14 protein-coding genes and 1 rRNA gene are annotated in these 16,270 nt (G+C 47.8%); 9 read left to right on the top strand and 6 right to left on the bottom strand.

Annotated features, from left to right (window positions below):
* Positions 1-117: 117 nt before the first annotated feature.
* Entirely contained in the window at positions 118-2,127 is a 2,010-nt protein-coding gene (locus tag SB752_RS31540; RefSeq protein ID WP_410719371.1) for an ABC transporter ATP-binding protein, read from the bottom strand.
* Positions 2,128-2,388: 261 nt separating this feature from the next.
* On the opposite strand from SB752_RS31540, the gene SB752_RS31545 reads away from it, so the two are divergent.
* The 3 genes from SB752_RS31545 to SB752_RS31555 all read left to right on the top strand — a co-directional run bounded on the left by SB752_RS31545 (position 2,389) and on the right by SB752_RS31555 (position 4,699).
* Positions 2,389-3,048, top strand: coding sequence for a polysaccharide deacetylase family protein (locus SB752_RS31545; RefSeq protein WP_410719372.1), 660 nt, complete (start codon positions 2,389-2,391; stop codon positions 3,046-3,048).
* An 88-nt stretch (positions 3,049-3,136) separates the two neighbouring features.
* Complete coding sequence (locus tag SB752_RS31550) at positions 3,137-4,102, top strand: helix-turn-helix transcriptional regulator (RefSeq protein ID WP_410719373.1); 966 nt, start codon at positions 3,137-3,139, stop codon at positions 4,100-4,102.
* Positions 4,103-4,180: 78 nt separating this feature from the next.
* Positions 4,181-4,699 (top strand): DinB family protein, encoded by a 519-nt coding sequence (locus SB752_RS31555; protein WP_410719374.1) that lies wholly within the window; start codon positions 4,181-4,183, stop codon positions 4,697-4,699.
* A gap of 62 nt (positions 4,700-4,761) precedes the next feature.
* Here the strand turns inward: SB752_RS31555 and SB752_RS31560 are convergent, their stop codons facing one another.
* The 4 genes from SB752_RS31560 to SB752_RS31575 form a co-directional block, all read right to left on the bottom strand.
* Entirely contained in the window at positions 4,762-5,763 is a 1,002-nt protein-coding gene (locus tag SB752_RS31560) for an ATP-binding protein (protein WP_410719375.1), read from the bottom strand.
* Positions 5,764-5,779: 16 nt separating this feature from the next.
* Entirely contained in the window at positions 5,780-6,853 is a 1,074-nt protein-coding gene (locus tag SB752_RS31565; RefSeq protein WP_410719376.1) for a TolB family protein, read from the bottom strand.
* 84 nt (positions 6,854-6,937) lie between these two features.
* The gene (locus tag SB752_RS31570; RefSeq protein ID WP_410719377.1) at positions 6,938-8,365 is read right to left on the bottom strand and encodes a sensor histidine kinase; all 1,428 of its coding nucleotides are present in this window, start codon (positions 8,363-8,365) and stop codon (positions 6,938-6,940) included.
* A complete protein-coding gene (locus SB752_RS31575; protein ID WP_410719378.1) occupies positions 8,365-9,072 on the bottom strand; it encodes a response regulator transcription factor in 708 nt (235 codons plus the stop codon). The genes SB752_RS31570 and SB752_RS31575 overlap by 1 nt, the downstream gene beginning before the upstream one ends.
* Before the next feature lie 344 nt (positions 9,073-9,416).
* Here SB752_RS31575 and SB752_RS31580 point away from each other — a divergent pair, with 344 nt between their 5' ends.
* The gene (locus tag SB752_RS31580; RefSeq protein ID WP_410719379.1) at positions 9,417-10,643 is read left to right on the top strand and encodes an MFS transporter; all 1,227 of its coding nucleotides are present in this window, start codon (positions 9,417-9,419) and stop codon (positions 10,641-10,643) included.
* A 34-nt stretch (positions 10,644-10,677) separates the two neighbouring features.
* Positions 10,678-11,058, top strand: a complete 381-nt coding sequence (locus SB752_RS31585) for an MmcQ/YjbR family DNA-binding protein (RefSeq protein ID WP_410719380.1) — start codon at positions 10,678-10,680, stop codon at positions 11,056-11,058.
* Here SB752_RS31585 and SB752_RS31590 read toward each other — a convergent pair.
* On the bottom strand, positions 11,051-11,782 hold the full coding sequence (locus SB752_RS31590) for an SDR family NAD(P)-dependent oxidoreductase (RefSeq protein ID WP_410719381.1): 732 nt from the start codon (positions 11,780-11,782) through the stop codon (positions 11,051-11,053). The genes SB752_RS31585 and SB752_RS31590 overlap by 8 nt on opposite strands.
* Before the next feature lie 168 nt (positions 11,783-11,950).
* On the opposite strand from SB752_RS31590, the gene SB752_RS31595 reads away from it, so the two are divergent.
* From SB752_RS31595 to SB752_RS31610, 4 genes are all read left to right on the top strand, one after another.
* A complete protein-coding gene (locus SB752_RS31595; protein WP_410719382.1) occupies positions 11,951-13,327 on the top strand; it encodes a sigma-54 interaction domain-containing protein in 1,377 nt (458 codons plus the stop codon).
* A gap of 352 nt (positions 13,328-13,679) precedes the next feature.
* Positions 13,680-15,065 carry a GntP family permease gene (locus SB752_RS31600; protein ID WP_410719383.1) on the top strand — a complete coding sequence of 462 codons (1,386 nt, stop codon included), beginning with the start codon at positions 13,680-13,682 and terminating at the stop codon, positions 15,063-15,065.
* 52 nt (positions 15,066-15,117) lie between these two features.
* Positions 15,118-15,903 (top strand): 3-hydroxybutyrate dehydrogenase, encoded by a 786-nt coding sequence (locus SB752_RS31605; protein ID WP_410719384.1) that lies wholly within the window; start codon positions 15,118-15,120, stop codon positions 15,901-15,903.
* A 307-nt stretch (positions 15,904-16,210) separates the two neighbouring features.
* Positions 16,211-16,270, top strand: a 16S ribosomal RNA gene (locus SB752_RS31610); the annotation flags it as partial.

The following is a 16,270-nucleotide window of genomic DNA, read 5'->3' on the forward strand; positions in this document are numbered from 1 at the left end:
CCTGTTCAATACAGAGATCATCTTCTTGGAGCTGCCTAGACTTTTTAAAAGTGTCCTTTACAAAGGGTACATTTTACGCGAGGCCCAGCTCCTTTTATGCTTTTGATAGGGATTGGCTTACACCAATACGCCACCGTACATTTCGTATTCTTTTTGCGTGCAGGCTACCCAGTGACCACGCTCGATCTCACGCAGGACGCGTTCCTCGCCCTGATTTTGCAAATACGCTTCATCATCGAAAAGGATCCGTCTGCGGCCGCGCTCATAATCCGGGTCTGGCAACGGAATAGCAGAGAGCAGCGATTTAGTGTACGGATGGATCGGATTTTCGTACAGACGGTTACTTTCCGCCAGCTCAACGATACGTCCGCGATACATAACCCCAATCCGGTCACTGATGTATTTCACCATGGACAGGTCATGGGCAATGAACAAGTAGGTAAGTCCCTTTTCCTTTTGCAGACGCTTGAGCAAATTGATGACCTGTGCCTGAATCGATACGTCCAGTGCGGAGATAGGCTCGTCCGCAATGATAAACTCAGGATCAACTGCCAGTGCTCGTGCGATTCCGATCCGTTGACGCTGTCCGCCGCTGAATTCATGGGGATAGCGGCTGGCGTGCTCACGGTTGAGACCGACTGTTTCGAGCAGCTCGTATACTTTTTTCATCCGGTCTTCCTTGGAATGAAGACCGTGAATATCGATGCCCTCCGCAATAATGTCCGAGACAGTCAGACGTGGATTCAACGAGGAATACGGGTCTTGGAAGATCATCTGGATTTTGCGATTGAGCCATTTCTTTTCTTCCATCGTCTTTTTCCCGTGAACGTTCTTACCTTTGAAAAGCACCTCGCCGCCCGTTGCATCATAAAGACGAAGGATCGTGCGGCCTGTAGTTGATTTCCCGCAGCCGGACTCGCCGACAAGACCGAAAATCTCACCTTTATAAATATCAAAGCTGATACCATCGACCGCTTTTAACGTATGTCCACCACCAAGGTCGAAATACTGCTGCAAGTTTTTGATTTCCAGCAGCTTCTCCCGCGTGTCTGGGTTTGGAGCTTCCTCAGGGGTACGCATCTGCAGCGGTTCTACCTTCTCTGTGGAAGGAGTGATTTTCTTGCGGACCGCGGAAGCAGGCGGCTCGATGTGAGGAGCCATCTCATGCAGCAGCCAAGTAGCGGCGTAGTGTGTATCCGAGATTTTGAACATAGGCGGCTCATATTCCAGGTCCACTTTGAGCGCATACGGATTGCGTGCGGCAAAGGCATCGCCAACCGGAGGACGGAACATATCAGGTGGAGAACCAGGGATCGACATGAGCTCTTCTTCATTCGTATCCAGATTCGGCATCGAGCCGAGCAAGCCCCATGTGTACGGATGCTTCGGATCATAGAAAATCTCATCAACCATACCGATTTCTACAATTTTGCCTGCATACATCACAGCTACACGATCAGCCATATTGGCTACAACACCGAGGTCATGTGTAATGAAAATAATGGAGGTACCCATTTTTTGTTGCAGTTCCTTTAGCAGCTCCAGAATTTGCGCCTGAATCGACACGTCCAAAGCAGTCGTCGGCTCGTCTGCAATAATTACTTTTGGATTACAAGCGAGTGCGATGGCAATGACAATCCGCTGACGCATTCCACCAGAAAACTGGTGCGGGTATTGATCAATCCGTTCTTTTGCAAACGGGATACCGACCATTTCCAATAGCTCAATCGATCTTTTTCTCGCTTCGGCGCGAGACAGCTTTTGGTGCTTGATATAGCTTTCCATAATTTGATTGCCAATGGTCATCGTCGGGTTGAGCGAGGTCATCGGATCTTGGAAAATCATCGAGATGTCACGTCCGCGTACGTCCTGCATCTCTTTTTCGCTCAAAGTGACCAAATCTCTGCCTTCAAACAAGACTTGTCCTTTGGGGATACGCCCTGGGGGAGAGGGAATGAGGCGCATGAGAGCTTGAGAGGTAACTGATTTTCCTGAACCAGATTCCCCAACAATCGCCAAGGTTTCCCCTCTGTGCAAATCAAAAGAGACGCCGCGAACAGCTTTGACTTCACCTGCATACGTATCAAACGAGACGTGCAGATCCTTCACTTCCAATACTTTTTCCATGACATCCTCCCATTCCTTGCTTTCTGTGAGGTAACACCCATGTATATCCAAAATTTTCTCTTGTACACAATTATTCGAAAATGAAAATCATTATCACTATTATACTATATTCAAGAAAAAATGCTAAAAAATTTTTTAATGAAAGATTGTACCTGACTCTCTAGCTTTAGAGGTTCTTTTAGCGTTGCCATTTGATCCGTACCTCATACAATACAACAATGCTTAGGCAAGGAGGCTAATTATAGAAAGGAGAGCGAGTGAATGAGGCAGAAAGCCCAAGAAGAAGCGTACAGTTATCCAAATACAGCTGCTCCCATTCGACGAAGAGCGAAGGAAGTTGCCCTCACGTTTGACGATGGACCCGACCTAAAGTGGACACCTCATGTGCTAGATGTTTTAGCTCATTATCAGATCAAAGCCACGTTTTTCTGTGTAGGACAAATGGTGAAATATTACCCGAAAATGCTGGAACGAATCGTAAGTGAAGGGCACATCATCGGAAACCATAGCTGGGATCATCCGTATTTCACTAAAATACCACTGACAGCGGTTGCCGAGCAGATCGAGCGCACAACTGAACAAATTGAATCGGTGGTGGGCCTAAGGACAAGGCTAGTCCGTCCTCCCTATGGAGCGGTCAATGAGGATGTGATTCGGACGATAGATGCAGCGGGTGACGAAATCATTTTGTGGGATGTGGATAGCTGGGACTGGAAAGGCTTGAGCGGTCCACAGGTGGCGAGAAACATACTGGGACATGTACGCGCAGGCTCGATCGTTTTGCAGCATTGTGCATGCGGCACGAAAGATACACTGAAAGGCAGTGTCGAGGCTTTGCCGTACGTGATCGAAGTATTGAGCGAGAAAAAATACGTCTTTGCTACGATTTCCGAGATGTTTCATTTGGAGACCTATCGCTAGGATAAAGCAGGGAATTTGGCTGTTTAAACGAAAAGTAAAATTGTAACAATAGTAAGAAGAGAACAACAGAGGGGAGCAAGATATTACGATGTCCAAAGCAGATAACATGCTCTCCATTTTATGGCTGCTGCAAACGGAAAAGAAAATAACGGCGAAGCAATTGGCGGAGGCATTGGAAATCAATATACGCACCGTGTATCGTTACATTGACGCCTTGTGTGCGAGTGGTGTGCCGATTATTTCAGACGCGGGGCACAACGGTGGATACAGCCTGCTTCATCCTTTTACCGAGGCACCCTTGTTTTTCGATTTAAACGAACAAAAAGCGCTTGTTCATGCAGCTGTGTTTGCCCAGGAGGCAGGCTATCCATTTGGAACGGATTTGATGAGTGCGATCGCCAAGCTGAAACGGTACACAAACGAGGAACAACGCCAGACGATTGATCGCCACAGCGTCGGCTTTGAAGTGATCCTCCCGCCTCAAGACCCTGCGCTGGAGTCCTTTTTGCAAGAAATTGAGCTATCTGTAGCGAATGCCTGTACATTGCAGATGGGCTATATAAAGAACTTCCAACTAAATGTCCAGACGCGTGAGATTGACCCGTATGGACTCGTGCATTGGCGTGCAAAATGGTACCTCATTGCGTATTGTCATCTTCGCAGTGAGATTCGCAGCTTTCGTGTGGATCGTATTCACTCCATTTCCCGGACGGATGCCACATTTGAACGACCACCGGGATTTTCCGCGCGTCAATTCTTTCTTGGGAATCTGCTTCCTGAAACAGACGAACAGGAGCAGCTTATTTCTGTGATCGTAAAAGGAAGAATGCAAGCCATTACCGACCTTTGTGGACATTGGTTTCTAGGACATGCTGTAGTGGAGCGCACAAGCGATCAGGTACACTTTCGGATCAGTGAGCAGTTTGTACATACCCATGTCCCTCATTTCTTGCTTTCTTATGGCAAGTCGATTCAAGTAATTGAGCCTGCTTTTCTCAAAGAGCGATTGGTAGCGGTTGCAAAAGATTTGCTCGATTATTATCAGTCGTCCTGACTTCACTGACTCCTGTTGTCAGGTAAGAGTGGTTATGATTGAAGAAAAGACAGGTGAAGAGCCGAAATGGAGGAAATCATGATGAAGCATGATGCACTGCGTAACTACGATTATCATCTCTGGGCGAATGAAAGGGTGTTCGAGCGCCTGCAGGAGGTTCCCCAAGAAATCTGTGAACAAGAGGTGCCCAGTGTATTTCCGACGATTGCCAAGACGCTGAACCACATGCTTTTGACTGACTATGTCTGGTTATTGGCGATGCAAGGGGGAAGCTACGAAACAGTCGGAAAAGTAGTGGGGCAGCTCTCTTCAGAAACCGCGGGAAAGAGTGTGACAGAGCTGCGTGAGAAGTTCCATGAGCTGGCAGGGAAGTTCAAAGACTTTTTCCAACAAATCGATTTGGAGGCAACGGCACCGTATTCGCATCCGCAAATGGGCACCATCCATGCACGGTACTGCGATATCGTACAGCATGTGGTCAATCATGGCACGTATCATCGCGGGAATATCTCCGCTATGCTGAGGCAGCTCGGACATGCGGGTGCTTCCTCGGACTATATTTACTATTTATTTGAGGTGCTTCCCAAAGAGAAGTAGAAAGACAAAAGCTCCGCCTGATTGTAGGCAGAGCTTTTTTTCATTCCCAAAAAGGGCTATGACTAGAACAATTGATCGACCCGGCTGTTGATTTCATTCCAAAACTGTGAAATGTTTGGCTTTGCGTCGCCAATGATGCTTTCTCCTTGCTTTCCAAAGGCAAAGATCACATCATTGTTTTTATCGATCTCCACGAGGTAGGCAGAGATAATCATGCTTGTTTTTGCATGAGGGTACTTTTTCACAAAAGCCGAGTAGCTGCCTTTCATTTCTGGCAAAAGCTTCATGGTGTTCTCGTCAATCGCATCATAGCGATAGTTGGAGAGATAATCCTTGAGATAGTCTTTGTAAAGCTGCTTGATGGTTGCTGTTTTCGGCCCGTTTGGATACTTGGTCAGGAGCTCCTCTGCTTTGATCATACGCGTACCCAGCTCATCGCGGGAGATTTTTAAGCTGCCATCTGTTGCATAGGGAGCGTTCATCTCTGTTGTCTGAATCGCGAGGTAATCCTTCAGATCGTCCGATAAATGAGGGGCATACACCTGGAGTGCCTCATAATCGACAACCCAGAAATATTCCATATCAAACGTAGCCATCAGCTTGAGCTTGCCCGCTGTTTGGGCCATTAGCCATTGCTTGAGGTTGTCGTCGTTTTTGATCTTGGAAAAATCATACGGATATTCAAGACCTCGAATGATATCGGCCGCAGTTGGTTGGGCCAAAAGTGCGTGGAAATTATCGTTTACGACAGGCAAATGTCCTTCTAAAAAATTCTCCAGTCCGATAAACAGCTGGTCGGCCGTTTTCTCGTCTACCGTGCTCATGTGTTGGTTTAAAAAGGCGGTTAGCTCGCGAGCTTCTTTTGCTTGCGCAGCCAATACTTCAAATTGCTTGACCACGTCTCCTTCTTGTTTTTCTGCTGGTGGTGGGGAGGCAGGCTGAACGCCGTTCTCGGAAGCAGGTGGCTGCTTTACGGTAAGCTGTTTGTCATTTGCATTTCCACAACCCGCTACAAGTGCAAGGGCAATAATACAAGGGATCATGGTCAGGTTAAAGCATTTCATAGTGCGTGTCACTCCGTTAAGGTAAGGTTTTGAAACGATAAATCGTCGAAAATGCTTTGCTGTCAGGTGAGGATTCATCACGTTGACTGATTAATAGCTGTTGGCCTGATGGGCTCCAGACAATTGGGCTTTTCAATGTCTGAAAAGAGGAGAGAGGGAGCATGCTGCCAGTTTGCGTATCCATGACATACAGTCCGGTCATTCCCTGTGCCAGGTTGAAGATGGAGAAAGCAAGTCTGTGGCCATCGGGTGACCAGGACAATTGCTGCAAAAGCCGTCCCTTTACCCCGGTTGATTTCTGAGCGTGCCCCTGTGCGTCGGTAAGAAACAGACTGACCTCATCCCTGCTTGTCAAAAGCGCAAGTGCTAGACGTGTGCCATCGGGTGAGAGTGCAAAGTCCGCTACCTGATTGCTGATCAGCTGCGCATGATTCCCATGCTCATCAAGCATTTTTAATTGCTGGTCAAAGGTCAGGTAGTAGATGGACTCGCCATGTACCATAACTTTTTGGATCGGCTGATCTTCATCAGGGACGGAAATCGGAGCAGCTGTTCCGTCTACTCGCACATAAAGCAGACCAAACTTGTTGTCTCGCTTTACAATCGGCAAGACATAGGCTTGATCATTTGCCCATGCTCCGACTGCATCTCGAAGAATCCAGGATATGTGATCATCTGCGACAGGCAGGGAAAGGACTTGACCACTGTTGAGATCAGCGAGATCAGCCTGCAGATCGGATAAAAGAAACACGTGCTTGCGATCCGGTGATACTACTGCGGAGCGCTCAGCCCTCATGGCGGTAGCTTGACTGGCTCCAGTTTTAAGGTTGTGAATCTGCAAATGCTCAGTCGTAAGTGGTTTTGTCTGGTACAACAGTTCTTCCTCAGAAAGCCAAGCGAAAGCAAACATTTCATCCAGTCGATCAATTCGCTCCAATGCAAGGGTATCTGGATGCTTGTCAGTAGTTGGGTCGATAACGATCATTTTCCGCCCGGGTGTGTGATCGCAGCCCGTCAAAAAGCAAATGAGCATCGTCAATAAGCCGGCCATGACGATGATTTGCCTGAGAAACGGTCGCTGTGCTTGCATGTGAGCGATTGCCTCCTTTCTGTTTGCCTTCGTGCTTGAGTCCTATCCTACAGCCTCATCATTTCGACAAGATTTCTGGATGTTTCAAACTTGTAAACAATCATTCGATGATTTCGGAGTGTATTCACGAAAAGTCACGATAAAAGTAGAGCCTTGTCCGTTCGGTCCATCCTCGACTCTGATCGTGCCTTGTTGTTTTTCGACAAATTGCTGAACCAGTGCCAAGCCCAGACCTGTTCCACCTGTCTGTCTGGCTCTGTCAGGATGAACGGTGTAAAAAGGCTCGAATATACGCGCTCGCTCATCCGCTGGGATGCCGATTCCTGTATCCTGGATTAGGATTTCGATGTGGGCTGCGACGATTCGATTCGAGATGATGACCTCTCCGTGTGGCTTGTTGTATTTGATCGCATTGTCCATCAGGTTGAGGAAGATGTGAATCAGGCTGTCCTTATCGGCCCAAATCGTAGCGGGAACCAGATTTTTGTGGAGCGTAATTCCTGCTTTTTCTGCCTTTGCTTTCAACCGGACAGATAACTCTTCCAGCAATTGATCGATCCATACCGTCTCTGGCCGATTTTCCAAAGAGTACTTTTCCAGAGCAGATAGCTGGAGGGCAGTCTCCACCAGCTCATGCAGGCGAGATGATTCGCTGGCGATTGCTGCGCTCGATTCTCGAACCAGGGAAGGGTCGTCTCCGTACATGTGCAAAAGATCGGCGTTTGCCTTGATAGCGGTTAACGGGGTCTTGAACTCATGGCTTATATTGTCGAAGAATTGTTTTTGGGTCTGGATATTAGCCTTTATCGCTTCACTCATTTCAAAAATCCCAGAGCTCAGATCGCCCAATTCATCTTTGCGCAAAAGACCAGGGGACCTCAAATACTGTCCCATTCGGATGCGATCGGTTTCTTGTTTAAGTCGACTGATGGCGATTGCCTGACGGTTCATGTAGAAGAATCCAAACAAAAAGCTGATGAGCAGCACGCCGATGCCTGTATAAACAAACAGACGCAAAAGCTGTTGAAAAAAGCTGTTTTGTGCGACCAGGGAGGAGTCGAATTGAATCACGGCGATTTGACCATCAGGACCTTGGAGCGGGGCCAGATAGTGCAGCGTGTCGCCCTCTGTCAAATACGCGATTTTATTTTGCAGGGCAAACGCCAAGGCATCTCTAACATCTGCTTTTTCCGCCATTGGCAGGGAGTCTCCCACAACGGCCCCATCCATTCCATACAAAAGAACACGGGTCCCACTGGTAGCTCCCACATCAATAGCAAGCTTTTGCCCCTCCACACTCATAAAGGTTTGGGGCGGGATACGCGTACCGGTCACGTACTGCCCGGTGATGCGAGTTTGTGCTGTTTTGACCATTTGCGCGAGTGAGTCCTCCATCTGCTCACGCTGATAACGAGCCACGCCTTGCAGCATCAGGGTACTCAAAACAGCAACCGTGAACAATAACAGACCTGCGAGAAACAGGGTAAACTTCCATTTTAGGCTGACCCGCATTACAAATCTCCTACCGCTTTGTAGCCAATTCCGTATACGGTTTGCAGCAAATGCTGATACTCTGAACCCAACTTGGCGCGAAGGCGCTGGATATGAATATCAACGGTTCGTGTACCTCCGTCGTAATCCATCCCCCAAACAAGATCGAGAAGCTCTTCTCTTGTATACACGCGCTTTAAATGAGTAAGCAGCAGTGCTAGCAAGTCAAATTCCTTCGGCGTCAAGCTGATTGGCGTGTCATGAAGCACAAGGGTTCGCTGCTCCAGATGCAGAGCCAGTGCCCCCAGCTGGATTGTATTTGCCTGTTCAGCGGGTGCAGTGTTTTTCTCCAGACGCCGGCATAGTGCCTTGACTCTGGCAACAACCTCGCGCAAATCGAATGGTTTGGTCATATAGTCATCGGCTCCCAATTCGAGACCGACAAGCTTATCGACAATGTCGTTTTTTACGGTAAGAAGCAGAATCCCGATATCCTTGCGATTTTCCAGCTTGCGACAAACGTCGTATCCTGTCAGCTTTGGCATCATGACATCCAAAACGAGGGCATGGGGGTGAAAAGAATCTGTTTTTTGCAAAGCCTCTTCACCGTCCGCGGCTGTCTCTACCTGAAAGCCTTCACGCTTCAGTGCGTACGCAATCGCAATCGCAATCGCATGTTCGTCGTCTGCGACTAGTACTCTATACTCCAAAGTTTCTCCCTCCCTCATTTTGTTTTTTGAAATCATGCTTGCGATTTGGTTAGCACGATACCACGCCGTAGAAAGAGGAACAAATTGGACAACTAGTAAAGATTTATTGTTGTCGGGCTCCTCGCTTTATGGTATTCTTGGAACATTCTAACACGGAAGGGTGACCATCAAGCCAATGAAACACTAATTCCTATTCCCAAAAAAGCAATCGGATAAGACGATGCATTTTTCTGGATAGGGTTAGTATGTGCATATTGGCAAATGGATTGGTACCCGAATGTGTATGGTGTATTTGGGGTCTCTGTCTTTGTGTTGATATGTAATGCCTCCTGTCCAGAAGTAAAGGATGAGGAGGTTTTTTTATGTCTGGAGTTTTTCAAAATCGTTACGTGCGAGCGATCCTGCTTTCAGGATTAATGGTACAAATCGGGATTTGGGTTCGCAATTTTGCTATTTTGCTTTATGTGATGGAGCATACGGGTGGAGATGCGTTTGCCGTTTCCATGATTTCAGTGGCGGAATACGCCCCGATCTTTCTTTTCTCTTTTTTAGCAGGAACGTTTGCGGATCGTTGGCGACCAAAACGAACCATGGTGTGGTGTGAAATCCTCAGTGCCACATCGGTTGTCGCTGTTTTGGCGACGTTTATGCTTGGAACGTGGAAAGCGGTCTTTTTTGCTACGCTGATATCTGCCATTTTGTCGCAGTTTTCTCAGCCGTCTGGTATGAAGCTGTTCAAGCTACATGTGCCAGCAGATCAAATTCAAGCAGGGATGTCGGCGTATCAGACGTTATTCGCTATTTTTATGGTCTTGGGTCCAATCGTGGGGACGTTTGTATTCCAGCAATGGGGCATGGAAGTGTCGATGATCATTACGGCCGTTGCGTTCTTGCTGGCGGCAGCGGTTCTGGCATTTTTGCCACCTGATCGAGTGGAAGAAACAGAAAGTAAATCGACAGGACTTTTGGATGAAATGGCAAGTGGTGTTCGCTATGTCTTGTCCAATCGGGTACTGACGCTAATCGGCTTCTGTTTCATGGCGGCAGGTCTGGCAATCGGTTTGATCCAGCCGCTTGGGATTTTTCTCGTAACAGAACGTTTGCAATTGCCAAAAGAAAGCTTGCAATGGCTCCTGATGGTTCAAGGAGTCGGAATGATTTTAGGGGGAGGCGCGACTATGGCTGTCGCCAAGAAATTTTCTCCCCAAAGGCTGCTGATGGCTGGGTTGTTTGGAAATGCCCTTGCTTTTGCCATCTTGGGAATCTCCACACATCTATGGCTGACGCTCGTTGCCCAGTTCATTGCCGGACTGTTGCTGCCCTGTATACAGATTGGGATCAATACGATGCTCATGAAGCATACCGAAAGCACGTTCCTCGGACGGGTAAACGGAATCCTGACACCGCTGTTTACAGGCTCGATGGTCATCATGATGAGTGTGGCAGGGGTACTGAAAAAACACGTGTCGCTTGTTACGATCTACGAAGTGGCAGCTATCTTGTTTATTGGCGGTATGCTGTTCATCCTGCCGCTTTATCGGATGAAAGAAGGAAAGAGCACACAAGCTAGTGAACAAATAGGATTATAAGGTTTTTCGCAGGATGAAAAGGAGGAATGGCTGGATGGGACATGAGCGAATTTCGTCAAAGGAAGGGCTGGCGCTGGTGGATGCCGTCAGAAAGCTGGCAATGCGTCTGCCTGAGGTGACCGAGCAAGTGGACGCCTTTGGTCATACATCGTTTCGAGTCAATGACAAGCCGTTCGTCATGCTGGGAGAGGGTGGTCCAGAAGGCCCCTCTCTCTCCCTCAAAACGTTGAAGCTTACACAGGAGACCCTTGTCCAGCAGGACCGCTTTTACAAGACACCGTATATCGGCCAGCATGGCTGGACCTCTATCCGCGGGAAGGATATTACGGACTGGAAGGAAATCGAGGACTATCTGCTGGAGGGTTACCTGCGTACGGCACCCAAAAGGCTGGCAAAGCTCATCGATTCTATCTGAGATAGCAGCCATTGTTCAGATCAAATGTAGCTCCGGTGTAGTGCTTGGCTTTTGCTGACAAAAGAAAGGTTACGGTATGTGCGACGTCCCGCGGGGTGACGGGTTCCTTGATGAGGCCATGCTCCTGGTACTCTGTTTTTCTCCATGCAGGCACTTGGTCCATCATAGGGGTGTCTACAAGGGTAGGGCAGACGGCGTTCACCCGAATAAAAGGAGAAAAATTCATGGCGCAACTCTTGGTCAGTCCCAAAATCGCCGCTTTGGACAAGCCATAAACAGCATCGGAGCTGCCTTCCTGTCCGGAGACAGAAGCCATATTGACAATGGAGCCGAATTGCTTTTGCTCAAGCAGCAGGGAGCCAAACAGCTTGGAGAAGTATACATAGCCTTTTATATTGATCGCAAGCACACGGTCAATTTCGTGCAGTTCATAGGAAAGCAAGCTTTTCCCCAAATAAATGCCTGCATTGTTGACAAGACCAGTAGGGTGCAGACCAGATGTGTGAATAAAGGTAAACAACTCTTGAACCTGATCGTAGCTGGAAACATCGACTTGGTGAATGTACAGAGGAGAGTCGGGAAGTGAGCTGTGCATAGCTTCAAGTCCAGCGATGTCTATGTCACACGCAATAACAGTGGCCCCTTCCTTCAGGCACTCACGAGTGATTTGTGCCCCAATGCCGGAGGCGGCACCCGTTACGATAATCGTTGCATTTTGCAGCATTTTCAATCCTCCTTTCTTTTTAAGTAGATCATACGGCTTTTGTTGTGGCAATATTTCGTGAACCGTAACCGCTATCACTTTTCACATAGATCATCTACCATTAGCTATACAAAAGGCAAGCGCTTATCGCCTGGCAATTACATCGTTTTTCAAAGAGAGGGAGCCGTTGTGGATTTTAATATTCAACAAATAAGCAAGCTGCTAGAAGTCGTCTTTGAAAACGCTCATGAGCCGATGATTGTCACGGATACAGAAGGGAAAATCCTGCTTCTAAACAGGAGCTACCGAAAGTTTTTGAATGTACAAAATGTTATTGGCCAACCGGTGACTGAAGTGATAGAGAACACGCGTATGCACATAGTAGGGAAGGCTGGCATAGCAGAAATTGCGGATATCCAGCAAATCAAGGGGCGGAATATGATTGCCCACCGCATTCCAATTATGGATGAAGGAAAAGTGATTGCTGTGCTCGGAACCGTCTTGTTCCAGGACGTTCAGGAGCTGACTTCACTTGCCGCTATGGTCGACCAGCTCAAGGACGAATTGATCTACTATAAAAAAGAACTGCGTCGCCGGATGGGAGCGACCTATCATTTTGACCAGATTGTCGGGTACAGTCAAAAGCTGCAGGAGCTAAAGCGTTTTTCGCAAAAAGTAGCCAGGAGTGATTCGACTGTACTGATTACTGGGGAGAGTGGAACCGGCAAAGAGCTGTTCGCCCACGCCATTCATGCTGAAAGTAAACGGAAAATGGGGCCGTTTATCCGGGTGAACTGTGCGGCCATCCCTGATTCGTTACTGGAATCCGAGCTGTTTGGGTACGAAGAAGGGGCTTTTACCGGAGCTGTTCGCCGCGGAAAAAAAGGAAAGTTTGAATTGGCGAATCACGGGACGATCTTGCTGGATGAAATCGGAGATATGCCACTGCCCTTGCAGGCCAAGCTCTTGCGGGTTCTTCAGGAAAAGGAAGTGGAGCGTGTCGGGTCTGTTCGCACGACGCCGATTGACGTGCGCGTGATTGCTTCTACCAATCAAGACATGCTGGCAAGCATCAAGGAAGGCAAGTTTCGGGCAGATTTGTACTATCGCTTGAATGTCGTCTCGCTGTCGATCTCACCATTACGTGAGCGACTGGAGGATTTACCAGAGCTGGTTTCCAACCTGCTCAAGCAGCTTGTCGAAGCCACAGGAGTTGTGATCAAGGTGATTGACGACGACGTGTGGGGTGTACTGAAAAGCTACTCATGGCCTGGGAATGTGCGTGAGCTGCGCAATGTGCTTGAGCGGGCATTGCATTTAGTTGAAGGCGATGCTTTGAAAAAGGAGCACATTTGGCTGCCTGCCGCGGAAGAGGATCACGCGTCCAAAGAGTACATACCTGTTCTTCCATTGAAAGAGATGCTGGAGAATACGGAAAGGGAAGCGATTCTTCAGGCGATGCGCGAATCCGGCGGGAATAAGCAGGAGGCGGCGAAGCTTTTGCGTATCAGTAAATCGAGCTTTTATGAGAAGTGGGAAAAATATCAGTTGGATCATAAAGGATGAACGAAAATCCGGAGATTTGGCGAGCGGCCAAAATTCGGATTTTTTTATAGGTTCCACACTTCTGGAATGGGATAGTTGGCTGCTCGGTTGGTGGGCGAACACGCTTAGTTGTTGAAGGAAAGCTGTTTATTTCCAGCCATTTTAATAGATTCCATAAAAACGGACTCAATATTCCGGGTTTTTGGAATTTTAGACAAGAGGCAAGGGAGTCAAAAGAGGAGGTCCTTTGCCAAACCTATGCAGTAGGGGCATTCTCCTGATCCATAATGCTCTGGCACGGAACATGCTATTAACTGGATATGAAAGCGATTTCTTTCCGCGATGACGGAGGGCAAATTGAAAGGAGAATCCTATGATCATTGAAGTATTATCCATTGTTCTTTCGCTCGGGCTTTTGATGTTCTTTGCGTACCGAGGCTATCCTGTAATCGTTTTTGCTCCTATTTTTACATTGTTGGCCGTTGTTTTGTCAGGTTTAGCCCTGCTGCCCAGCTATACAGAAACATTCATGACCAACGCAGCCAATTACGTGAAATCATTCTTCCCTATCTTCTTACTGGGTGCGATTTTCGGAAAAGTCATGGAGCTGAGTGGAGCAGCTTCCTCGATTGCTCACTCGATCGTAAGGGCGCTTGGATCGAATCGTGCCATTCTGGCTGTCGTCCTCGCCTGTGCCATATTGACCTATGGCGGTGTTTCTTTGTTCGTTGTAGCGTTTGCTGTTTATCCGTTCGCCTCTGCTATTTTCCGTGAAGCGAACATTCCGAAGCGTTTGATTCCAGGGACGATTGCGCTCGGTGCGTTTACGTTTACGATGGATGCTCTACCGGGCACACCGCAAATTCAAAATATTATTCCGACTACGTATTTCGGTACTGATGCTTATGCTGCTCCTGTGGTGGGTATTATAGGTGCGATCATGGTTTTTGCTGGTGGAATGCTGTGGCTGGAACGCAGACGCAAGCAGGCAGCAGCTGCTGGCGAAGGCTACGGCGAGGGACACACCAACGAGCCGGAGCTGGTACAACAACAATCCTATATGAACATTTGGCTCGCGATTTTTCCATTAGCGATCGTGTTGATCGGGAACTATATGTTTAGCCGGGGGATTTGGACCGTAGAAGCTTGGTATGATCCATCGATGCTAAAAGAGTCGTTTAAGATTGAAAAAGTGAAAAATGTCGTTTCTTCCTGGGCTTTGATCATTGCATTGAGCTTGGGGATCATAGCTTCGATTTTGATTAATGTTCGCCAGGTTCAAACAAAGCTGGCAAGCGGATTGACAGCAGCAGCGATGGGGGCATTGCTTGCGATTTTTAATACTGCTTCTGAGGTTGGTTTTGGAAACGTTGTCAAAACGCTGCCTGGATTTAAAGTGATCCAAGGATGGATTTTAGGTGCAAGTGATCATCCGCTTGTTTCTGAGGCCGTTGCGGTTAACGTTTTGGCTGGGGTGACAGGCTCGGCTTCTGGTGGATTGTCCATCGCGCTGGAGGTAATGGGCAAGCAATATCTCGAAATGGCGAATGCTGTGGGAATCAGTCCTGAGCTTTTGCATCGGATTGCATCGATGGCCTCTGGCGGAATGGATACACTCCCGCATAACGGAGCTGTTATCACGCTGCTTGCCATCACTGGTTTGACACATCGCCAATCGTACAAGGACATTTTTGCCATTACGGTGGTCAAAACATTGGCGGTGTTCATTTTGGCTTTTGCAGTATCCATTTTTGTGTAATGAGACGCAGCAGTGCTTATAGATAGAGGACAGCAGGAGAGGAGATCGGAAAATGAAGAAATTACTGGAGCAGCAAGTGGCGCTCATAACCGGAGCAGCAAGCGGAATCGGGCTGGAGATCGCACGGACCTTTGCGGAAGAGGGCGCCAAAGTCATGATAGTGGACCTCAACAGAGAAGCTGCTGATGCTGCAGCCTTGCGTTTGCAAAATGAGGGGCATGAGGCTGTCAGCTTTGCCTGTGATGTAACCAACGAGGAGCAGGTCAAGGAGAGTCTGGAACAAGTAGTAAAGATTTTTGGAAGGCTCGATATTTTGGTGAACAATGCCGGGCTTCAGTTTGTCTCGCCTATCGAGGATTTTCCTACGGCAAAGTTTGAAAAAATGATCAGTATCATGCTCACAGCTCCTTTTGTAGCAATTAAGCATGCATTCCCGATTATGAAGAAGCAAGGATTTGGACGTGTACTCAATATGGCATCCATCAATGGTTTGATTGGCTTTGCTGGCAAGGCTGCCTACAATAGTGCCAAGCACGGGGTGATCGGTCTGACCAAGGTTGCTGCATTGGAGGGAGCGGCACACGGTATCACGGTCAATGCGATTTGCCCAGGATATGTGGATACCCCTCTGGTTCAAAATCAGCTGTCGGATTTGGCCAAGACGAGAAATGTGCCTTTGGAGAAGGTCATGGAGGAAGTGATTTATCCTCTGGTGCCGCAAAAGCGGTTATTGAATGTACAAGAAGTAGCGGACTATGCAGCGTTTTTAGCCAGTAAAAAGGCACAAGGCATAACTGGCCAAGGTGTTGTCATTGATGGAGGCTATACAGCGCAGTAATTACGATGACTAGAGCTCCTTTAATCGGGGGCTCTTTTTTTCAGGGAATCTACTTTTTTTAAAAAAACTATTAAAAAGGTATTGTATTTCGTTTTTGGATGTGATAGATTATTCCTTGTCGCCAACAAGCGACGACAAAATACGAGAAAAGAAAACAAGATTCACTGAAAAAACTTCTTGACTCGCACATAACGAACGTGATAAGATGTAAAACGTTCGACAAAAAATGCTCTTTGAAAACTGAACAGCGAAAGCGTTAATGAGTCTATCATTAAATGATTTGCCAGCTCTGAACCAGTAACAAACTTTATTGGAGAGTTTGATCCTGGCTCAGGACGAACGCTGGCGGCGTGCCTAATACATGCAA

This window comes from Brevibacillus sp. SIMBA_040, from assembly GCF_046535075.1.
Taxonomy (GTDB): Bacteria; Bacillota; Bacilli; order Brevibacillales; family Brevibacillaceae; genus Brevibacillus.

Coding starts and splice junctions, on each gene's coding strand:
- SB752_RS31540 (WP_410719371.1), bottom strand. CDS start 2,127: ATGGAAAAAGTATTGGAAGTGAAGGATCTGCACGTCTCGTTTGATACG.
- SB752_RS31545 (WP_410719372.1), top strand. CDS start 2,389: ATGAGGCAGAAAGCCCAAGAAGAAGCGTACAGTTATCCAAATACAGCT.
- SB752_RS31550 (WP_410719373.1), top strand. CDS start 3,137: ATGTCCAAAGCAGATAACATGCTCTCCATTTTATGGCTGCTGCAAACG.
- SB752_RS31555 (WP_410719374.1), top strand. CDS start 4,181: ATGATGAAGCATGATGCACTGCGTAACTACGATTATCATCTCTGGGCG.
- SB752_RS31560 (WP_410719375.1), bottom strand. CDS start 5,763: ATGAAATGCTTTAACCTGACCATGATCCCTTGTATTATTGCCCTTGCA.
- SB752_RS31565 (WP_410719376.1), bottom strand. CDS start 6,853: ATGCAAGCACAGCGACCGTTTCTCAGGCAAATCATCGTCATGGCCGGC.
- SB752_RS31570 (WP_410719377.1), bottom strand. CDS start 8,365: ATGCGGGTCAGCCTAAAATGGAAGTTTACCCTGTTTCTCGCAGGTCTG.
- SB752_RS31575 (WP_410719378.1), bottom strand. CDS start 9,072: ATGAGGGAGGGAGAAACTTTGGAGTATAGAGTACTAGTCGCAGACGAC.
- SB752_RS31580 (WP_410719379.1), top strand. CDS start 9,417: ATGTCTGGAGTTTTTCAAAATCGTTACGTGCGAGCGATCCTGCTTTCA.
- SB752_RS31585 (WP_410719380.1), top strand. CDS start 10,678: ATGGGACATGAGCGAATTTCGTCAAAGGAAGGGCTGGCGCTGGTGGAT.
- SB752_RS31590 (WP_410719381.1), bottom strand. CDS start 11,782: ATGCTGCAAAATGCAACGATTATCGTAACGGGTGCCGCCTCCGGCATT.
- SB752_RS31600 (WP_410719383.1), top strand. CDS start 13,680: ATGATCATTGAAGTATTATCCATTGTTCTTTCGCTCGGGCTTTTGATG.
- SB752_RS31605 (WP_410719384.1), top strand. CDS start 15,118: ATGAAGAAATTACTGGAGCAGCAAGTGGCGCTCATAACCGGAGCAGCA.